We start from the raw sequence: 16375 nt of genomic DNA on the forward strand, positions 1-16375 counted from the left end.
AGGAGCCCCGAAGATGCGGCTGATGACATAGCCTTGAACCGTAAGGCTCAAGGTGGGGGTTCCCGGAATGCATAAGGCTTTCCGCTGCATGGCGGACTTGCACACCAACACCCGCTGGGAACCTCCAGGGTAGAATTATCGGCTCAGGACATAGTCAACTGGCCAACACTTCAGGGCGAGTAAACAGTATACCTCTTGGGGGAGATCTTGGCTAAACGCACTTTCGCGCCAAAACGGTCTTTTTCGCGCTAGTCAAGGGCGAAGATAAAAGAGTGGAGAAATCAATTGAAGTGCAGCGAAAGGTATTCAGCTGCACCGAATAGAGTAGTGGGGCGGGGTACGAGTATCAGACGTTGTCGAACTTGCTGAGCGCTGCCTGTACTTTTTCGTGCAGGCGGTCGAGCATCTGTTCTTCCACCGGTTGCCGTGCCAGCCCGGCTTTTGCCTGAATCAGCTCGTGGGCAATATTCAGTGCGGCCATGACCGCGATGCGCTCGGCGCCGATCACGCTACCGCCGTTGCGGATCTTGGCCATGCGCTCATTGAGCAACTTTGCCGACGCCTGCAGGCCGGCCTGCTCGTCTTCGGAGCAGGCTACCCGGTACTCTTTATCGAGTATGGTTACCGCGACGGACTGGTTCGGTTTGCTGCTCATGCGTTTTCTTGGCTCAGGCCCTTCAGGCGATTGATCATGGTTTCAACGCGTGTGCGGGCAATTTCATTGTTCTTGATTAGCCGTTGGCGCTCCTGCAGCCACTGGCCTTCCTGCTCACGCAGGGCGCGGTTGTCGGCCGCCAGCTGTTGATACTGTTGAATCAGCGTATCCAGCTTGAGTTCTAACGCCTGTATCTTGTCCATAATTCCTGCGTATTCGGTGCGCCGCCCGCTCCGGTGACCTGCGCAAGGACCTGCGCAAGCTGGGGGATTCCGCTACTATATTGCCGGTGAAATTTAGGGTCAATTACCTACTATTACGGCGTGCGCGCGTAATCGTCTGCGCCAGCCGTTGCTTAGACAATATTTCGCCACTTTGGTGAAATATTCACACATTCGATTGCGCTTTCCAGATTATCGCGGGAGAGGCACTGGAATTCTTGGCGGCCGTTCAAATTTTCGGCATGTCGATTGCCGTACCGTATACGTATTTTGGAGTGTTTATGTCCGCAGGGTCCGCAAAGTCCGTGAAAAAAATATCGTTTGATGATCTGGCAAACCAGATTGTTGCTGCCGGAGGCAAGATTGGCCCCAGCGAACTGCACGGTTTTATTTGTGGCTTGCTGGCGGCGGGTGCGCGACCTAGTGCATCCCGCTGGCAGCAGGAAGCGGCGGAGTTTCTCGATCTTGATGCGGTGCCCGCTGACCTGGACGGCACAATTCAAGAGCTGGTGGAAAAAAGCCAGACGGATTTCGCGGATAAAGATTTTTCTTTTCAGCCACTGCTGAGTGACAGCGATGAGCTGGCCGAGCATGGCCAGACCCTGTGCCTGTGGTGCGAGGGCTTTCTGCATGGGTTTGGTATTGGCAAGTATGCCGGCGAACTGTTGCCGACGAGCAGTGAGGCCCTCAGGGATTTTGCAGAGATTGCACAGCTGGATGCGCAGGGTATGGAGAATGATGTCGAGCAGGAGCGCCAGCTATTCGAAGTTCAGGAATACGTGCGCATGGCTGCACTGAACATTTTTGTGGAGTGCAACAGTGCTCCAGCCAGCAATGGCGGTGCCGGAGGCGATAAGCCCTCGGGCCCGACCCTGCACTGAACCTGAAACCGATTTTCGCTCCGCCATTCGCCGATGAATATTACCAAAGCCGAATACGCCCGCCGTCGCCAGCGTCTGCTCGACGCGATGCCGGAAAACAGTCTGGCCATTGTGCCCGCAGCGCGCGAGCAACTGCGCTCGCGAGATACGTATTTTCCGTTTCGCCAGGACAGTGACTTTCTTTACCTGAGCGGGTTTAGCGAACCGGAGTCCCTGCTGGTGCTCGCGCCGGGGCGCGGTCAGGGCGAAACACTGCTGTTTTGCCGCGAGCGCGACGAGGAAAAAGAAATGTGGGACGGTCCGCGCCTTGGACCGGAGCAGGCGGCTGAACATTGTGGCCTGTGTGATGCCTTCCCCATCGGCGATCTCGACGACATTCTCCCGGGCCTACTGGAGGGCAGAGACTTTATCTGTTACACCATGGGCCGATTCCCGCAGCTGGATCGACGTCTGCAGTCTTACCTGCAGGCCATCGAAGCGGCCCCCGGCAGCAGTGGCGCGCCCCAGATGCTCAGCCTCGATCCGCTATTGCACGATCTGCGCCTGTACAAGAGTGCTGCTGAAATCCGTTTGATGGCGCGGGCCGCCGAAATCAGCGCACAAGGTCATCGACGCGCGATGCAGGTGTGTCGTCCCGGTATGTATGAATACCAGCTGGAAGCAGAGTTGCTGCACACCTTCGCGACGTCCGGTGCGCGCGAGCCCGCGTATCCGAGTATTGTCGGTAGTGGACGCAACGCACTGGTGATGCACTACATCGCGAACAATGCGCAGCTGAAAAATGGCGATCTGGTGTTGATCGATGCGGGCTGTGAGTATCGCGGCTATGCGGCTGATATTACCCGTACCCTTCCCGTCGGCGGCCGCTTTAGCGGCCCGCAAAAAGCGGTGTATGAAATTGTTCTCGCCAGCCAACTGGCTGCGATTGAACAGTGTGTGCCCGGCAACGATTGGGATCAGCCACACCTCGCCAGCGTGGAAGTTATCACCCAGGGACTGAAAGATCTCGGCTTGCTGCAGGGGGAGGTTTCGGGGTTGATCGAGTCCGGCGCCTATCGGCAGTTTTACATGCACCGGGTTGGCCACTGGCTGGGAATGGATGTGCATGATGTGGGTGACTACAAGGTACATGGCCAGTGGCGGCAGCTGGAAGCGGGGATGACCATGACGGTGGAGCCGGGTATCTATATTGCGGTGGATGCGCCCTCGGTGCCGGAAAAATTCCGCGGTATCGGTATTCGCATCGAAGACGATGTTGCACTTTCCCGGGGCGGGAACAAGGTATTGTCAGAGGCAGCGCCGAAAACGATTGCGGATATCGAGCATCTGATGAGCGCCGGAGATCTTATTCAGGAGGCGTTGCTGTGAGCGATTCCATGCAGGCTACGGATATCGCCATTGTCGGTGGCGGTATGGCCGGTGCCAGTCTCGCACTGCTGCTGGCGCATCACTGCCCGCAGTTGAACATTGTGCTTCTGGAGCGTCAGCCGGTCGCGGCTGTTGATGCACCGCTTGCCCTGCCGAGCTTCGATACCCGTGCCACCGCCATTGCCGCGGGCAGTCTGGGTATTTTTTCGACCCTGGGATTGTGGCCGGCGCTGCGCGAATATGCCGAGCCCATACGCCAGGTACAGGTGTCTGATCGTGGGCACAGCGTTGGCGCCAGTCTCGATGCGACGCGGGAACGGCAGGCGAGCTTTGAGGGAATGCTCGGTGCGGTCATCGAAAATGCTGCTCTCGGGCCGCTGCTGTATCGGGCACTGGAAAAGACGCCGGTACAGGTGCTGGATAATGCGGAAGTGTCTGCTGTTGAAATGCATTCACCGGGCGCAAAACTGCATATTCGGCGCGCAGGTGAATCGACGGCTATGCAAACCCGCCTGCTGGTGGTGGCGGATGGTGCCGGCTCTGCGCTGTGCGAGCGTCTCGGCATCGCCACCTCAAAGGTGGACTACCAGCAGCAGGCACTGGTCGCAACGGTGGGACTGCAGAAGGATCATCGGGGAATTGCTTTCGAGCGTTTCACTGACACTGGCCCCATGGCGCTGCTGCCGCTGCCGAAAAGAGAAGGTATGCACCGTGCCGCGCTGGTGTGGACCTGTGAAGAAAATGAGCAGCCGCCTCTGGCGGCGTTGCCGGAAGCGGAGTTCATCCAGCGACTGCAGCGCGCTTTTGGCTGGCGCGCTGGCAGAATTGTCCGTGCGGGCAAGCCGCACAGTTATCCGCTGACCCTGTCCCTGGCCCGCGAACAGGTGCGCCGCGGCGTAGTACTGGTCGGCAATAGTGCCCACTTCCTGCACCCGGTGGCCGGGCAGGGCTTTAACCTGACCTTGCGGGACTGCGAGGGGCTGGCTCGTACCATTGGTCGGGCAGTGGCGGAGAAAGGCCCGGATTTCGCCCGCACCGGCCCCGGGGAGCTAGACTTACTTGAGGCCTATTGGCGCGAACGTCAACATGACCAGCAACTCACTATTGGCTTCAGCGACAAAATTCCGCCGCTGTTTGCCTCTCGCAATCTGTTGACCAGCGGGTTGCGCCAGCTGGGGCTGCTCGGGCTGGCACTGACACCGGCCACACGGGCGGCATTTGCCCGCCAGGCAGCAGGAATTACTCCTTAGGCGCGCCTCACACTATAAAGGTTCGGATTCTTTGTATGACCGATGCAGCGGTCAATCGATACCTTCAAAACTCTTCATCCCGGAGACATTCTGCCTATGAACAGACAGCGAATGGACGTAACCATCGTCGGTGGTGGCATGGTGGGTATGGCGCAGGCGGCCCTGTTGGCGGTGCGCTATCCACAGTTGCGGATCTCGCTGTTGGAAGCGTCGTCGGTGGAGCCGCAGGTGCGGCCCGACGCCTACGACGCCCGGGTTGTGGCCCTCACCGAAGCGTCTCGGGATCTTCTGGAGGAGACCGGAGCCTGGTCGTTAATTGCCGGCAAGCGCGAATGCCCCTATACCCAGATGCGTGTATGGGACGCGGAGGGTACAGGCTCGGTATATTTTGATTGCCGCGACGTGAAGTTGCCGAACCTTGGGCATATTGTGGAAAACAATGTGATTCTCGAGGCGCTGCGCCAGCGCATTGAAGAGCTCCCCAATGTGGATCTGGTTACCGGCTTCAAGCTCGAGAGCTGGTGGCGGGACTGTGGGCTCTGGCACCTGCAGGCGCGCAATCCGAATCGCGAACAGGTTGAAGGGTTGGATGAGCAGGCACCGGTACTGACCACTCGCCTGCTGGTGGGCGCAGACGGTGTGCGCTCGCGGGTGCGGGATCTGTTGCGGATCCGCACACGCGACGTGGAGTATCAGCAGACCGCACTGGTATGTGTTGCGCGCTGTGAACAATCCCATCAGAACACGGCGTGGCAGCGCTTTCTGGATACCGGTCCGCTGGCATTTCTCCCGCTATCCGGGTTGGGTGACGACCGTCACTGTGCCGTGGTCTGGTCCGCGGACGACAGTCTCGCGCGTGAGCTGGTGATGCTGGATGACAAGGCGTTTGCCCTGAATCTGGAAAAGGCCTTTGAAAGTCGTCTCGGTGGTATCGAATTTGTCAGTGAGCGGTTTTCCTTTGCCCTGCGCGCCCGCCATGCGGAAGCCTATTGCGGCCCCGGTGCGGTACTGGTGGGCGATGCGGCCCACAGTATTCACCCCCTTGCAGGCCAGGGCGTTAACCTCGGCATGATGGATGCCCGGGTGCTGGCTGAAGAGGTCGGACGCGCACTGGAACGCAATATTTCACCGGCACACGCATCGGTCCTGTCTCGCTATCAGCGCCGTCGCCGCGGAGAGAATGCATCCACGTTGAAGGCGATGAGCACCTTCAAGTCTCTGTTCGGTGCCGGAGATCTGCACTGGCGCTGGCTGCGTAATACCGGTCTCAGCATGGTGGATGCGAGCCCGATGCTGAAAAAACGTATCATCATGCGCGCCATGTCCGTGTAAGTCGGTTACGCAGGATGTACCCGAAAACGCGGCGTATCAGCCGCGTTTTTTGTTAGAGTCTCTCACTCGTTTTCATGTGTATTTCCGAAATAAGGGCGCCGCTTGAGTAACTGGATAACCATCTGCGACTTCCCCCTGGGCAAAGATCTTTCACCGCTGGCGGAATTTATTCGCCGCCATCAACTGCCTCTGCGTATCACCGAAGAGAATAATGCCCAGGTAGTGGCGAGCCTGGCGCCGCAACTGGTGGACCCGATGCGGCAGCTATTGGCGCGTTGGCAGGAAGGCGCGGTAGATCTGGCTCAAGTGAACGTACATGTGCACGACGCTTCGGCGCAGGGCCCTGAGCAGGATCCGCAACGAGATTTGCCGTCGGATTCAGAGCCAGTTGCGGAATCAGCGTCGGATGTGCAGGCCCGCAGCAGTGATGGTTCGGGTGAACCGGCACCGCGAGCTTCCGCGGGGGTGATTCCACAGTGGCCGTTGCAGCAAACCCCGGTATCCCTGCTATTGATCGCGCTGTGCTTTATCGGCTGGTTCATGTTGCGCCAGGGGTGGGCGGAATCACTGATCATCTTTCCGCAGCAAACCGGGAATGTGGAGCTGCCCGGCAGTACTCTGGCAATGCATCTCGCCCGGGGCGAGTACTGGCGGCTGTGGTCGCCCGCCATGGTGCACTTTTCGATTCCCCACGCTCTTTTCAACAGCCTCGGCATATGGATTGTCGGGCGCTCACTGGAAGCGAGGGCGGGTTCTCTGTGGTTTGCGCTACTGGTATTAATCAGCGCACCAGCGGCCAATATTGCACAGTATCTCTCTTCGCCACAGAACCTGTTTGGAGGCATGTCCGGGGTGGTGTATGCGCTGATCGGCTGTGCGCTGGTGATTCAGCGCTGGCAGCCCCAGTGGCGTGATGTCCCGGGCGCACTGCTGTGGTTATCGGTGGTGTGGCTGTTGGTGTGCATGCTCGGTGTTGTGGATTACTTTATTCCCGGTGGCATCGCTAATGCTGCGCATGTGGGCGGCTTCGTCGCGGGTGTTTTCCTCGGGCTGGTTTTTTGTCTGGCCGGTGGCAGTCGGTATTTTGCGCTATTGCCACAAAACACCGATGATGCAGCAAACCACCGTCGCCAATCTTTCTGACAAGCCATGTTATTACTGATTATTTATGTCTTCGTCGCCCTGGGGTTTTCTTTTCTCTGCTCTATTGCGGAGTCGGTCATTCTCAGTGTCACCCGCCCCTATATCCGCCTGCTGGAGCGGGAGGGGCATCGCTCTGGCAAGTTACTGGGGCAGCTGAAGGACGACATCAATGCCCCGCTGGCCGCGATTCTCACGCTCAATACGGTAGCCCATACCGTCGGCGCCGCCGGCGCCGGTGCGCAGGCGGCGGCGGTGTTTGGCAGCAATTATCTGGGCATTGCCTCCGCGATTCTTACCCTGCTGATTCTGGTTTTTTCCGAAATCATCCCCAAAACCCTGGGCGCCGTGTACTGGCGCCAGCTGGCGCCGGCGACTGCCTATACGCTGCGATATCTGGTGATGGCACTGAAGCCTTTCGTGTGGTTATCGGAGTGGCTCACCCGCGGTCTTGCGCACGGCACCACATTGACCGGATTCAGCCGCGAGGAATTCGCGGTGATGGCCGAAATCGGCGAGGCCGAAGGGCAGCTGGAGAGCCGCGAGTCGAGCATCCTGCACAACCTGTTTTTCACGCTGCGTGATCACACCGTGCGCGAAGTCATGACGCCGCGCACCGTAGTGTTTTCTCTTTCCCAGGACATGACCGTGGCCAGCGCTTACGAGCAGGTGGAAAAAAGCCGCTTCTCCCGTATACCGGTGTACGAACAGGACGACCCGGATCTGGTGGTGGGCTTTATACTGAAGCAGGATCTACTGCAGGCTTATGCCCGCGGCGACCTCGAAGACTCCCTGCGCAGCCTGCGCCGGGACCTGCTGATGCTGCCGGAAACCGCACCCATCTATCAGGTATTCCACAAAATGCTGTCGCGGCGGGTGCAGATCAGTGCCGTGGTGGACGAGTACGGCAGCCTGGAAGGGCTGGTGGCGCTGGAAGATATTCTCGAAACCCTGCTGGGTGAGGAAATCGTCGACGAAGCGGATAAAACCCCGGACCGCCAGCAAGTGGCGAAACGCCTGTGGCGACTGCGTGCCAAGCGTCACGGGTTGCGTGTTGATGAGGCAGCACAGCAGGAGCAGGAAGGGGATTGGCCCCAGGAAAAACTGGAGCAGGAAGTTAAATCCCAGGTGGACAGGCTGCGAGAAGATGAGGCGCCCGCTCAGGATGGCTCGACGCCGGAGAGCGACTCCAGCGACTCCGCGGACTCCTCGGAAAAACGAAAAACCTGAACAGTTCGTCGCAAGCCCCTTGAATTACACAGCGGCAGGGCGCATAACGGATACTGAGAAAAAATTTAAACCCGTATAGAGATCTGTAGCGTGCGTTTCGGAATCCTGCTGATACTGATGCAATCCATGCTGCTCTGCGCCGAAGGCCGCGTAGAGACGGCAGGCGTGCAGCTGGATTCTGCAGACAAGGTCGTACGTGTCCTGCTACAGCGAGACGGCGAATCACCCCAGGCCGATCATGAACCTGCGGCCGTTGCCGAACACGCCGCGCTCAATCCCCCCGTTTCGGTTATCGCATCCACGATAACTTTCCCAGTACATATCTCTTCCGCGGCACGCGCTGCCCACACCATCCGCGGGCCTCCCGCTCAGCAATATATTTCTTAAATCGAATCATCTACCGAGCGGCGCCACTGGTGCCGACAGAATAATCGGGCTGCAATCGCGCGAAAAAATCGCTCACCCCGACAGCGGCAGCGTGCGCCCGAAAAATACAGAAGAGAAGTATTGCTATGAAAAAATTGGACCTGATTCCACTGGAAGATGCGGACAAACTCGTATTCCCCGAAGAATTTCACGAACTGAGCCTCGACTCGCCGGCACTGAAATTCGTCACCGACTTCAAAAAACACCACCCAGCCATACTCACCGCCTCCGTCTCCGCACTGGACGCCGCCCAGGTCCTGCGCACCGGCCACCTCGCCTGGGTGTTGGTCATGGACCACCGCGGCGACTTTATCGGACTGCTCACCGCTGAAGATGTTTCTTACCAGAGAGTCATGCAGCGGGTAGCTGCGGGTGAAGTGCGCGGTGAGTTGACCGTGGGCGATTTGATGCAGCGCCGCAATCATTTACAGCAAATGAAACTCGGCCAGTTAAAGGGTGCCAAAATTCGCGATGTACTGCTCGCCATGCGCCAGAGTGGACAGCGCCACTGCCTGGTTGTGGATACCGACAACCACCACGTGCGCGGTGTGATCAGCGCGGAAGATGTGTGCGCGCGACTGCACCTCGATTTCCCTATTGATCGTCCGGCGAATATGGCAGCGATGGTGCGGGAAGTGGCGGTGCATTAGTGCCTCAGAGGTTTATGCGAAGGTGCTGATACCACCGGCGAGCTTATGAGACCTTCAAAAACAGGATGTTTTTGCAGAGCCCCCATGGATGGGTTGAGGGGGGGCGCCTAGCTCGTGTCTCATAAGCTCGCCGGTGGTAGCAGCGCCGCCACAGGACCGGCTATGAAGATTTATCGGGCCGGGTCGATATTTTCCCCAAGGCTGTTGTTCACCCGGAACCAGCCGGTAACGCTATAGCGGGGGCGGTGGCTGGTGAGGACTTCGTGGGGGAATTCCTCGGAAAGGAAAATCACCATCTGCCCGAATCGCGGCGCCACCTTCTCGATCACCTCATCACTGTCCGGCGCATAGATCTGCAACTCACCGCCATCCTGTGGCTGCCAGTTCGGCGTCAGGTACAGCACCGTACTCACCACCCGGTTCGTACTGCCCTTGAACGCATCCATATGTTTCTTGTAAAAACTGCCGCGGTCGTAGCGCGCATAGTGGCACTCGTAATCGAACAGCCCCAGAAATAGCCGCCGGTTCAGCCCCAGCCGCAACGTCTCCGCCCAGCTCAGATACGCCGCCACCGACGGGTTCGAACGGTCCAGCCAGAAAATCTCATCCGTACGCACAAACTGATTCAGCTGGTGCTCCTGCTCCCGGCCAATACCCGCCGCCTGAAAACGCTCCCGATCGATCGAACGGAAATGTCGCAACATCGACCCCAGCAGAGTGGGCGGCAGCGGTGCCGGCAACACGATATAGCCGGTCTCGCGCAATGCAGTGGCAATGCGACCCAGCGGGTCGTCACCATCGGGACCGCGGCGCCAGTCGCGCTCGGCAAAAGACTGCGGGAGAGCTTCCGCAATGGAAAAGGCAGCGTTCAAACAGGTTGGTTCCGCAAGGGCTGCGCGGGAGGGAGGAGCGGCGTGGTGCCGGGCGCAGCGGGTTGAACAGGGCCGACTTTATAACCCCGCCCGCGCCCCCGCGCCACAAAAATTTACCGGCACACCGGCCGGACCCGTTACTGCCCCAGCACCAGGTTCCAGTTCGTCAGCAGGATGGTGATGGTCACCGCCCCCACCAGCAGGTTCATCGGGATACCCACCTTCAGGTAATCGGAGAAGCGGTAGCCGCCGGGCCCGTACACCATCAGGTTGGTTTGGTAACCCAGCGGCGTGGCGAAGCTGGCAGAGGCCGCCATCATCACCGCAAACATAAACGGTTCCGGGTTCAGCCCGGCGCTGCCAGTGATCTGCAGCACGATGGGCACCATGATGATCGCCGCTGCATTGTTGGTGACCATCTCCGTGAGCAGGGAGACGCACAGGTACACCAGTATCAGCATCAGCCAGGGATGACCGGAAGACAGGGAAATTACCCCCTCCGCCAGCACCCCCGCCACGCCGGTTTTTTGCAGCGCCACACCCAGGGCAAAGGAGGCTGCAATGGTAATCAGCACCGGCAGATCCAGGCTCTTCTGCGCCTGGTTCACCGAGCAGCAGCGGGTCACCAGCATGGCGCCGGCACCGATCAGGGACGCATTCAGCATGCTGATCAGACCGGTGCCCGCGGCCAGAACGATGGCGATCAGGATCAGCCAGGCGGTGAGGCCTTTTTCGTGGCGTGGGCTTTGCGCCTCCAGGTCGTTGATCAGCAGGAAGTCCTTGCTGTAGCGCTGACGCAGCACAAAACCGGGGCGTGCCTCCAGCAGCAGTGTGTCACCGGCCTTCAATTTGGTACTGCCCAGGTTGCCGGATACTCGCTCACCCTGGCGCGCCACCGCCAGTACCGCGGCGCCGTAGCGCTTGCGGAACTGCGCATCGCGGATAGTGCTGCCAATCACCTCACAGTGTGGGGAAACCACCACCTCCACCAGGCTGCGCTCCTCAAAGCCTCCCTTGAGTGCGGCCTCCTCGTGATCGTGGTCCGATGGCACAATACCGCGCATACGCAGCAGGTCGGAAATGGCTTCGGTATCGCCGGCGAATACCAGGCGATCGCCACCACGCAGCTTCTCCTCGGACCGAACCGGGGTGATTACCCGGTTGTCCCGGTCGATCTCTACCAAGTATACCCGGCGCAGCCCCCGCAGGCCCGCGTCTTCCACGGTCTGGCCTACTAACGGCCCCCTGCTGTCCACCGCCACTTCCAGGGTGAACTCCCGCAGGTTGTCAAACGGCTGCTTCTCGCGGCGATCCGGCAGCCAGCGCGGGAAAAAGATCAGCATAAACATTACGCCAACCAGTGCCGCGGGCAGGCCCACCGCAGCGATGGAGAACAGGGAAAAGCCCTCGTTGCCAGTGATCGACTGGTATTGGCCATTGACCACCAGGTTGGTGCTGGTACCGATGAGCGTCAGGGTGCCACCGAGGATGGCGCCATAGCTAAGTGGGATCATCAGCTTGGAGGGCGCGATATCAATACGCTTGGCCCAGGCATTCAGCGCGGGAATCATGGTGGCCACCACCGGGGTGTTGTTGAGGTAGCCGGACAGGGCCACCACCGGTGCGAAGACCCGCAACATGGCGGAGCGGGTTGTCTTGGGGCGCCCCAGCAGGTGCTTTACCAGCATGTCGATACCGCCGGAGGCGTGGATGCCGGTGGCCACTACAAACATGGCGGCGACGGTAATCAGGCCGCTATTGCTGAACCCGGACAGGGCTTCTGCCGGCGACAGGATGCCGGTAACGCTCAGCAGGGTAAGCGCGGCCATCATCACCAGGTAGGCGTGCACACGGGTAAAGATCAGTGTGGCCAGAACGGCGAAGACGAGAGACAGGGAAAACCAGCCAGACCAATCCATAGCGGGGTAAGTTATTCGGTTGATGATTGCGCAGGTGGGCCGGTGTGGCCCGCTTGACGGCTAAAGCTACTGCAAACGGTTTATCACCAAAAGTTATTTTTTCGCATATTTATATAGCGAGCAGACGATTATGCGCGGTTGGGCCCTGGGGATCTATTCGATGAAAAACCCGCCGGCGGCTGCTATTCCCCTCCAGATTATCCGGGCGAGCATATTTTTCACTGCGGCTGCTAGTCTTTGCAGAGTATCGGCATCTGGTAAGCCCTGTTGTGCCGCCGGTAGAATACGCGGCTTTCAGGCAAATGCTCGATAGACAATAACCGACACGGGATTCAGCTCAGAATGGGAAATAAAACCGCGCTCTACGATGCCCACGTCGCCATGGGCGGCAAAATGGTGGACTTTGGTGGCTGGGATATGCCGCTGCACTACGGCTCGCAGCTGGAAGAGCACCACAAGGTGCGCAAGTCCGCCGGCATGTTTGACGTTTCCCACATGACCGTGGTGGATGTCGACGGCGAAGGCGCCCGCGATTACCTGCGCACCCTGCTGGCCAACGATGTGGCCAAGCTGGATGGCAATGCGGGTAAGGCGCTCTACACCGGTATGCTGAACGAAAAGGGCGGCGTGGTGGACGACCTGATCGTATACCTGCGCGATCCCGGCTACCGTGTAGTGGTCAACTGCGCTACCCGCGAGAAAGACCTGGCGTGGATGAATGAGCAGGCCGAGGCTTTTGAGGTAACCCTGACCGAACGCCCGCACCTGGCGATGGTAGCGATTCAGGGCCCTGAGGCCATCGGCAAGGTGAAGGAAGTGCTGGGCATCGATTGGACTGCGGCGATCGACGGTCTCAAGGTATTCAATAGCGTTTCCCGCGGCGACTGGTTTGTGGCGCGCACCGGTTACACCGGTGAAGACGGCCTGGAAATCATGCTGAACAATGAAGATGCACCGGGTTTCTGGCGCGCGCTGGCGGATGCCGGTGTGGCACCCTGTGGTCTCGGTGCGCGGGATACCCTGCGCCTGGAGGCGGGTATGAACCTGTACGGCCACGAGATGGACGACGATACTTCGCCCCTGCAGGCGAATATGGCCTGGACTATCGCCTGGGAACCGGAAGACCGCCAGTTTATTGGCCGTGAGGCGCTGGAGCGGGAAAAAGCCGCGGGTGTGGAAAACAAGCTGGTGGGCCTGGTGCTGGAAGAACGCGGTGTTCTGCGCGCTGGTCAGCAGGTTGTGGTGGACGAGAGTGATCGCCGCGGTATCATCACCAGCGGCACTTTCTCTCCGACCCTGGGTTTTTCCATTGCGATGGCCCGGGTGCCGGTGACGGTAGGTGATACCGCACAGGTGGAAATCCGCAAGAAGTTGATTCCGGTGCGGGTGGTAAAACCGAGTTTTGTGCGCAACGGCAAGTCGCTGGTGTGAGCACGCGGTTGGGCTTTTGGCCTGACGAATGGATACACTGTTTACAGTATTTTTTGAGCTTATTTGAGGGAAGAACCCATGAGCGAGATTCGCAGCGAACTGAAATACGCTTCCAGCCACGAGTGGGCGCGTCTGGAAGAAGATGGCACTGTTACCGTGGGCATCAGCGATCACGCCCAGGATGCACTGGGTGATGTGGTTTACGTTGAAACTCCGGAAGTGGGTCAGACGGTGTCTGCCGGTGAAGAGGCCGGTGTGGTTGAGTCGGTGAAGGCGGCGAGTGATATCTATGCGCCGATTTCCGGTGAGGTGATTGCGATCAACGAAGCACTGGAAGACGAGCCGGAAACCGTGAACTCCAGCCCGTACGACGACGGTTGGTTCTTCAAGATCAAGCCGAGCGATGAGAGCGAGCTGGAAAAGCTGCTGGACGCGGACGCGTACAAGGCAGAGAACGACGACTGATCACAGTCTTCGACTCCGCAAACAAAAACGCCGGGCAATTGCCCGGCGTTTTTCGTTCTGAACTGGTTTAGTGGCGGCGCGGCTACCGTGTATAGCCTTGCGAGACACGCCGTGAACCCATCCATGGGGGCTCTTCCGCGAGGTCCCTCTCGCGGAAGGTCTCGCAAGGCTATACACGGTATCCACACCTGCGCATTTCGCATTGTGCCAATCTACTGAATTACGAATCTGAACTCGCTTCCGCCTTCTGCGGCTGCACCAACCCGCCAATCCCCAGATCCTGTAAATACCCGTGCAGTTTTTCTTCAATCTGCTCCGGACTTTCCATGGTCAGTATCTGTTGCAGCAACCGATCGAGATCGGATTTGTTCACTTCCCGCAATGCGGCTTTTACCCGTGGCAGGTTAGTGGCGTTCATGGAGAGGACGTCGTAGCCCATGGCCACCAGCAGCAGTGCGCCGCCCGGGTCTCCCGCCAACTCACCGCAAATACCCACCTTGGTGCTGGTTTCGTGGCAGGCGGTGACCACCTGCAGCAATGCCTGCAGTACCGAGGGGTGGAAGCTGTGGTAGATGCTGGCAACACGGCTGTTGTTGCGGTCTACGGCGAGTAGGTACTGGGTGAGGTCGTTGCTGCCCACGGACATGAAGTCGACGCGCTTGGCCAGTTCGCGGGCCTGGTACACCGCGGAGGGGACTTCGATCATGATGCCGAGCGGCGGGCGCTTGATGGCGTAGCCTTCGTCGATCAGTTCGTCGTAGGCGCGGATGACCAGTTTGCGCGCGGCTTCCACTTCGCTGACGCCGGTGATCATCGGCAGCATGATGCGCAGGTTGTCGAGCCCGAGGCTCGCTTTCATCATGGCGCGCACTTGTCCCAAAAAAATCTCCGGGTGGTCGAGGGTGACCCGGATGCCGCGCCAGCCGAGGAAGGGGTTGGTTTCCTCGATGGGGAAGTAGGTGAGGGCTTTGTCGCCGCCGATATCCAGGGTGCGCATGGTCACCGGGCGCGGGGCGAAGGCCTGCAGCTGTTCCCGGTAAATCTCCCGCTGCTCTTCTTCTGAGGGGAAGCGGTCGCGCAGGAGGAAGGGGACTTCGGTGCGATAGAGGCCGACACCTTCGGCGCCGCGTTCCAGGGAGCGCACGACATCTGCCATCAGGCCGGTGTTGACCCACAGGCGCACCCGGTGGCCGTCGGCGGTTTCCCCGGGCAGTTTGGCGAGGTGATCGAGGTTGCGCGCCAGTTCGCGCTCTTCGGCGACGATGGCTTCGTAGTGGCGGCGGAGCTCGGGGCCCGGTTGCAGGTGCAGGTCGCCGCGGTAACCGTCGACGATCATGTCGACGCCGTCGATCTGCTCCCAGGGCAGTTCCTGGGCGCCCATTACCGCGGGCACGCCCATGGCGCGGGCGAGAATGGCGACGTGGCTGTTGGAGGAGCCCTTTACCGAGACCAGGCCGGCGAGCTTTTCTCGCGGTACGTCGGCGAGTACCGAGGCGGTCAGCTCCTCGCCAATCAGAATGGTGTTGGTCGGGTAATCCCGCTGGCTCTGTTCCTGCTGGCGCAGGTGCATCAATACTCGCGCGCCCAGGTCGCGCACATCGGCGGCGCGGTCGCGGAAGTAGGAGTCGGACATGGCCTCAAAGCGCCGCACATGCTCCAGCATGACTTCGGCCCAGGCGCGGCTTGCGGTGAGCTTCTGGCGAATGCGCTCACACACCTCGACGGCGATGGAACTGTCGTCGAGCATGCTGATATAGGCGTCGAACAGGGCGCGCTCTTCTTTGTTCAGGTCGTTCTTGAGGCGCTCGCCCACTTCGCGGATTTCACTGCGGGCCGCGGCCAGGGCCTGCTGGAACAGGGCCAGTTCCGCATCCACATCCATCGAACAGGCGAAGGGCACTGTGGCCAGGTTGGCCGGTGGCGCGACGATATGTGCGCGGCCGATGGCTATGCCTGGGGAAGCGGCGAGGCCGGTAAATTTGGCCTCGTTGCGCTGCTGGCCCATGGTGGCCAGGGCGCCGGTGGCTTCGGCGTGGGCGATCACACCGGCAAGCTGGGCAGACAGGGTGACGAGGAAGGCTTCTTCACCCTCGTCGAAGCGGCGGCGTTCGGCCTGCTGCACCACGAGTACACCAAGTACGTTGCGGTGGTGAATGATGGGGGTGCCGAGAAACGCGGAGAAGCGCTCTTCCCCGGTGGCGGGAAAGTACTGGTACGCGGGGTGGGCCTCGGCGTGTTCCAGGTTGATGGGTTCCTCGCGGGTGGCCACGTTGCCCACCAGGCCTTCGCCGGGCGCCATATGCACCTGGCCCACAGAGTCCTGGTTGAGGCCCTCGGTGGCCATCAACACATAATTGCCGGAGTGTTTGTCGCGCAGATAGACCGAGCAGACCTTGGTCTGCATAACATCGCGCACCCGCCGGACAATGATATCCAGCGCCGAGGGCAGGTCCCGTGCGGTGTTTACTTCCTGAACAATACTGCGCAGTGATCCGAGCAAAATGGCTTTCCTCGCCGAATTTCCACGCCGGTCTG

General features: G+C 59.8%; 15 protein-coding genes and 1 other RNA gene. 10 read left to right on the forward strand and 6 right to left on the reverse strand.

Annotated features, from left to right (window positions below; genetic code table 11):
• The 3 genes from ssrS to ACXAG1_RS04845 form a co-directional block, all read right to left on the reverse strand.
• Nucleotides 1–180: non-coding RNA, 6S RNA (gene ssrS, locus ACXAG1_RS04835), on the reverse strand.
• A 166-nt stretch (nucleotides 181–346) separates the two neighbouring features.
• Complete coding sequence (locus ACXAG1_RS04840) at nucleotides 347–655, reverse strand: cell division protein ZapA (protein WP_475091728.1); 309 nt, start codon at nucleotides 653–655, stop codon at nucleotides 347–349.
• Complete coding sequence (locus ACXAG1_RS04845; protein WP_475119095.1) at nucleotides 652–858, reverse strand: TIGR02449 family protein; 207 nt, start codon at nucleotides 856–858, stop codon at nucleotides 652–654. Before ACXAG1_RS04845 ends, ACXAG1_RS04840 begins: the two co-directional genes overlap by 4 nt.
• A gap of 299 nt (nucleotides 859–1157) precedes the next feature.
• Here ACXAG1_RS04845 and ACXAG1_RS04850 point away from each other — a divergent pair, with 299 nt between their 5' ends.
• The 8 genes from ACXAG1_RS04850 (at nucleotide 1158) to ACXAG1_RS04885 (ending at nucleotide 9153) form a co-directional block, all read left to right on the forward strand.
• Nucleotides 1158–1757, forward strand: a complete 600-nt coding sequence (locus ACXAG1_RS04850; protein ID WP_475119096.1) for a UPF0149 family protein — start codon at nucleotides 1158–1160, stop codon at nucleotides 1755–1757.
• 33 nt (nucleotides 1758–1790) lie between these two features.
• Nucleotides 1791–3125 (forward strand): Xaa-Pro aminopeptidase, encoded by a 1335-nt coding sequence (gene pepP, locus ACXAG1_RS04855; RefSeq protein ID WP_475119097.1) that lies wholly within the window; start codon nucleotides 1791–1793, stop codon nucleotides 3123–3125.
• Nucleotides 3122–4375, forward strand: coding sequence for a 2-octaprenyl-6-methoxyphenyl hydroxylase (gene ubiH, locus ACXAG1_RS04860; protein WP_475119098.1), 1254 nt, complete (start codon nucleotides 3122–3124; stop codon nucleotides 4373–4375). The genes pepP and ubiH overlap by 4 nt, the downstream gene beginning before the upstream one ends.
• A 96-nt stretch (nucleotides 4376–4471) precedes the next feature.
• Nucleotides 4472–5707, forward strand: coding sequence for a UbiH/UbiF/VisC/COQ6 family ubiquinone biosynthesis hydroxylase (locus ACXAG1_RS04865; RefSeq protein WP_475119099.1), 1236 nt, complete (start codon nucleotides 4472–4474; stop codon nucleotides 5705–5707).
• A gap of 102 nt (nucleotides 5708–5809) precedes the next feature.
• Nucleotides 5810–6850: a rhomboid family intramembrane serine protease gene (locus ACXAG1_RS04870; protein WP_475091733.1), complete on the forward strand. Its 1041-nt coding sequence runs from the start codon at nucleotides 5810–5812 to the stop codon at nucleotides 6848–6850.
• A 6-nt stretch (nucleotides 6851–6856) separates the two neighbouring features.
• Nucleotides 6857–8077: a hemolysin family protein gene (locus ACXAG1_RS04875; protein WP_475091734.1), complete on the forward strand. Its 1221-nt coding sequence runs from the start codon at nucleotides 6857–6859 to the stop codon at nucleotides 8075–8077.
• A gap of 90 nt (nucleotides 8078–8167) precedes the next feature.
• Nucleotides 8168–8464, forward strand: a complete 297-nt coding sequence (locus ACXAG1_RS04880) for a hypothetical protein (RefSeq protein WP_475119100.1) — start codon at nucleotides 8168–8170, stop codon at nucleotides 8462–8464.
• A 125-nt stretch (nucleotides 8465–8589) separates the two neighbouring features.
• Nucleotides 8590–9153, forward strand: a complete 564-nt coding sequence (locus tag ACXAG1_RS04885) for a CBS domain-containing protein (RefSeq protein WP_475119101.1) — start codon at nucleotides 8590–8592, stop codon at nucleotides 9151–9153.
• Nucleotides 9154–9323: 170 nt separating this feature from the next.
• Here ACXAG1_RS04885 and ACXAG1_RS04890 read toward each other — a convergent pair whose 3' ends face one another.
• Both ACXAG1_RS04890 and ACXAG1_RS04895 read right to left on the reverse strand, forming a co-directional pair.
• On the reverse strand, nucleotides 9324–10025 hold the full coding sequence (locus ACXAG1_RS04890; protein WP_475119102.1) for a 2OG-Fe(II) oxygenase: 702 nt from the start codon (nucleotides 10023–10025) through the stop codon (nucleotides 9324–9326).
• Between the two features lie 137 nt (nucleotides 10026–10162).
• A complete protein-coding gene (locus tag ACXAG1_RS04895) occupies nucleotides 10163–11944 on the reverse strand; it encodes an SLC13 family permease (RefSeq protein ID WP_475119103.1) in 1782 nt (593 codons plus the stop codon).
• Nucleotides 11945–12286: 342 nt separating this feature from the next.
• Here ACXAG1_RS04895 and gcvT point away from each other — a divergent pair, with 342 nt between their 5' ends.
• Nucleotides 12287–13375, forward strand: a complete 1089-nt coding sequence (gene gcvT / locus ACXAG1_RS04900; RefSeq protein ID WP_475091739.1) for a glycine cleavage system aminomethyltransferase GcvT — start codon at nucleotides 12287–12289, stop codon at nucleotides 13373–13375.
• Nucleotides 13376–13453: 78 nt separating this feature from the next.
• A complete protein-coding gene (gcvH, locus tag ACXAG1_RS04905) occupies nucleotides 13454–13840 on the forward strand; it encodes a glycine cleavage system protein GcvH (RefSeq protein WP_043319474.1) in 387 nt (128 codons plus the stop codon).
• A gap of 220 nt (nucleotides 13841–14060) precedes the next feature.
• Here the strand turns inward: gcvH and ptsP are convergent, their stop codons facing one another.
• Nucleotides 14061–16340: a phosphoenolpyruvate--protein phosphotransferase gene (gene ptsP / locus ACXAG1_RS04910; RefSeq protein WP_475119104.1), complete on the reverse strand. Its 2280-nt coding sequence runs from the start codon at nucleotides 16338–16340 to the stop codon at nucleotides 14061–14063.
• Nucleotides 16341–16375: the final 35 nt, after the last annotated feature.

Source organism: Microbulbifer sp. ABE4_465, assembly GCF_056160765.1.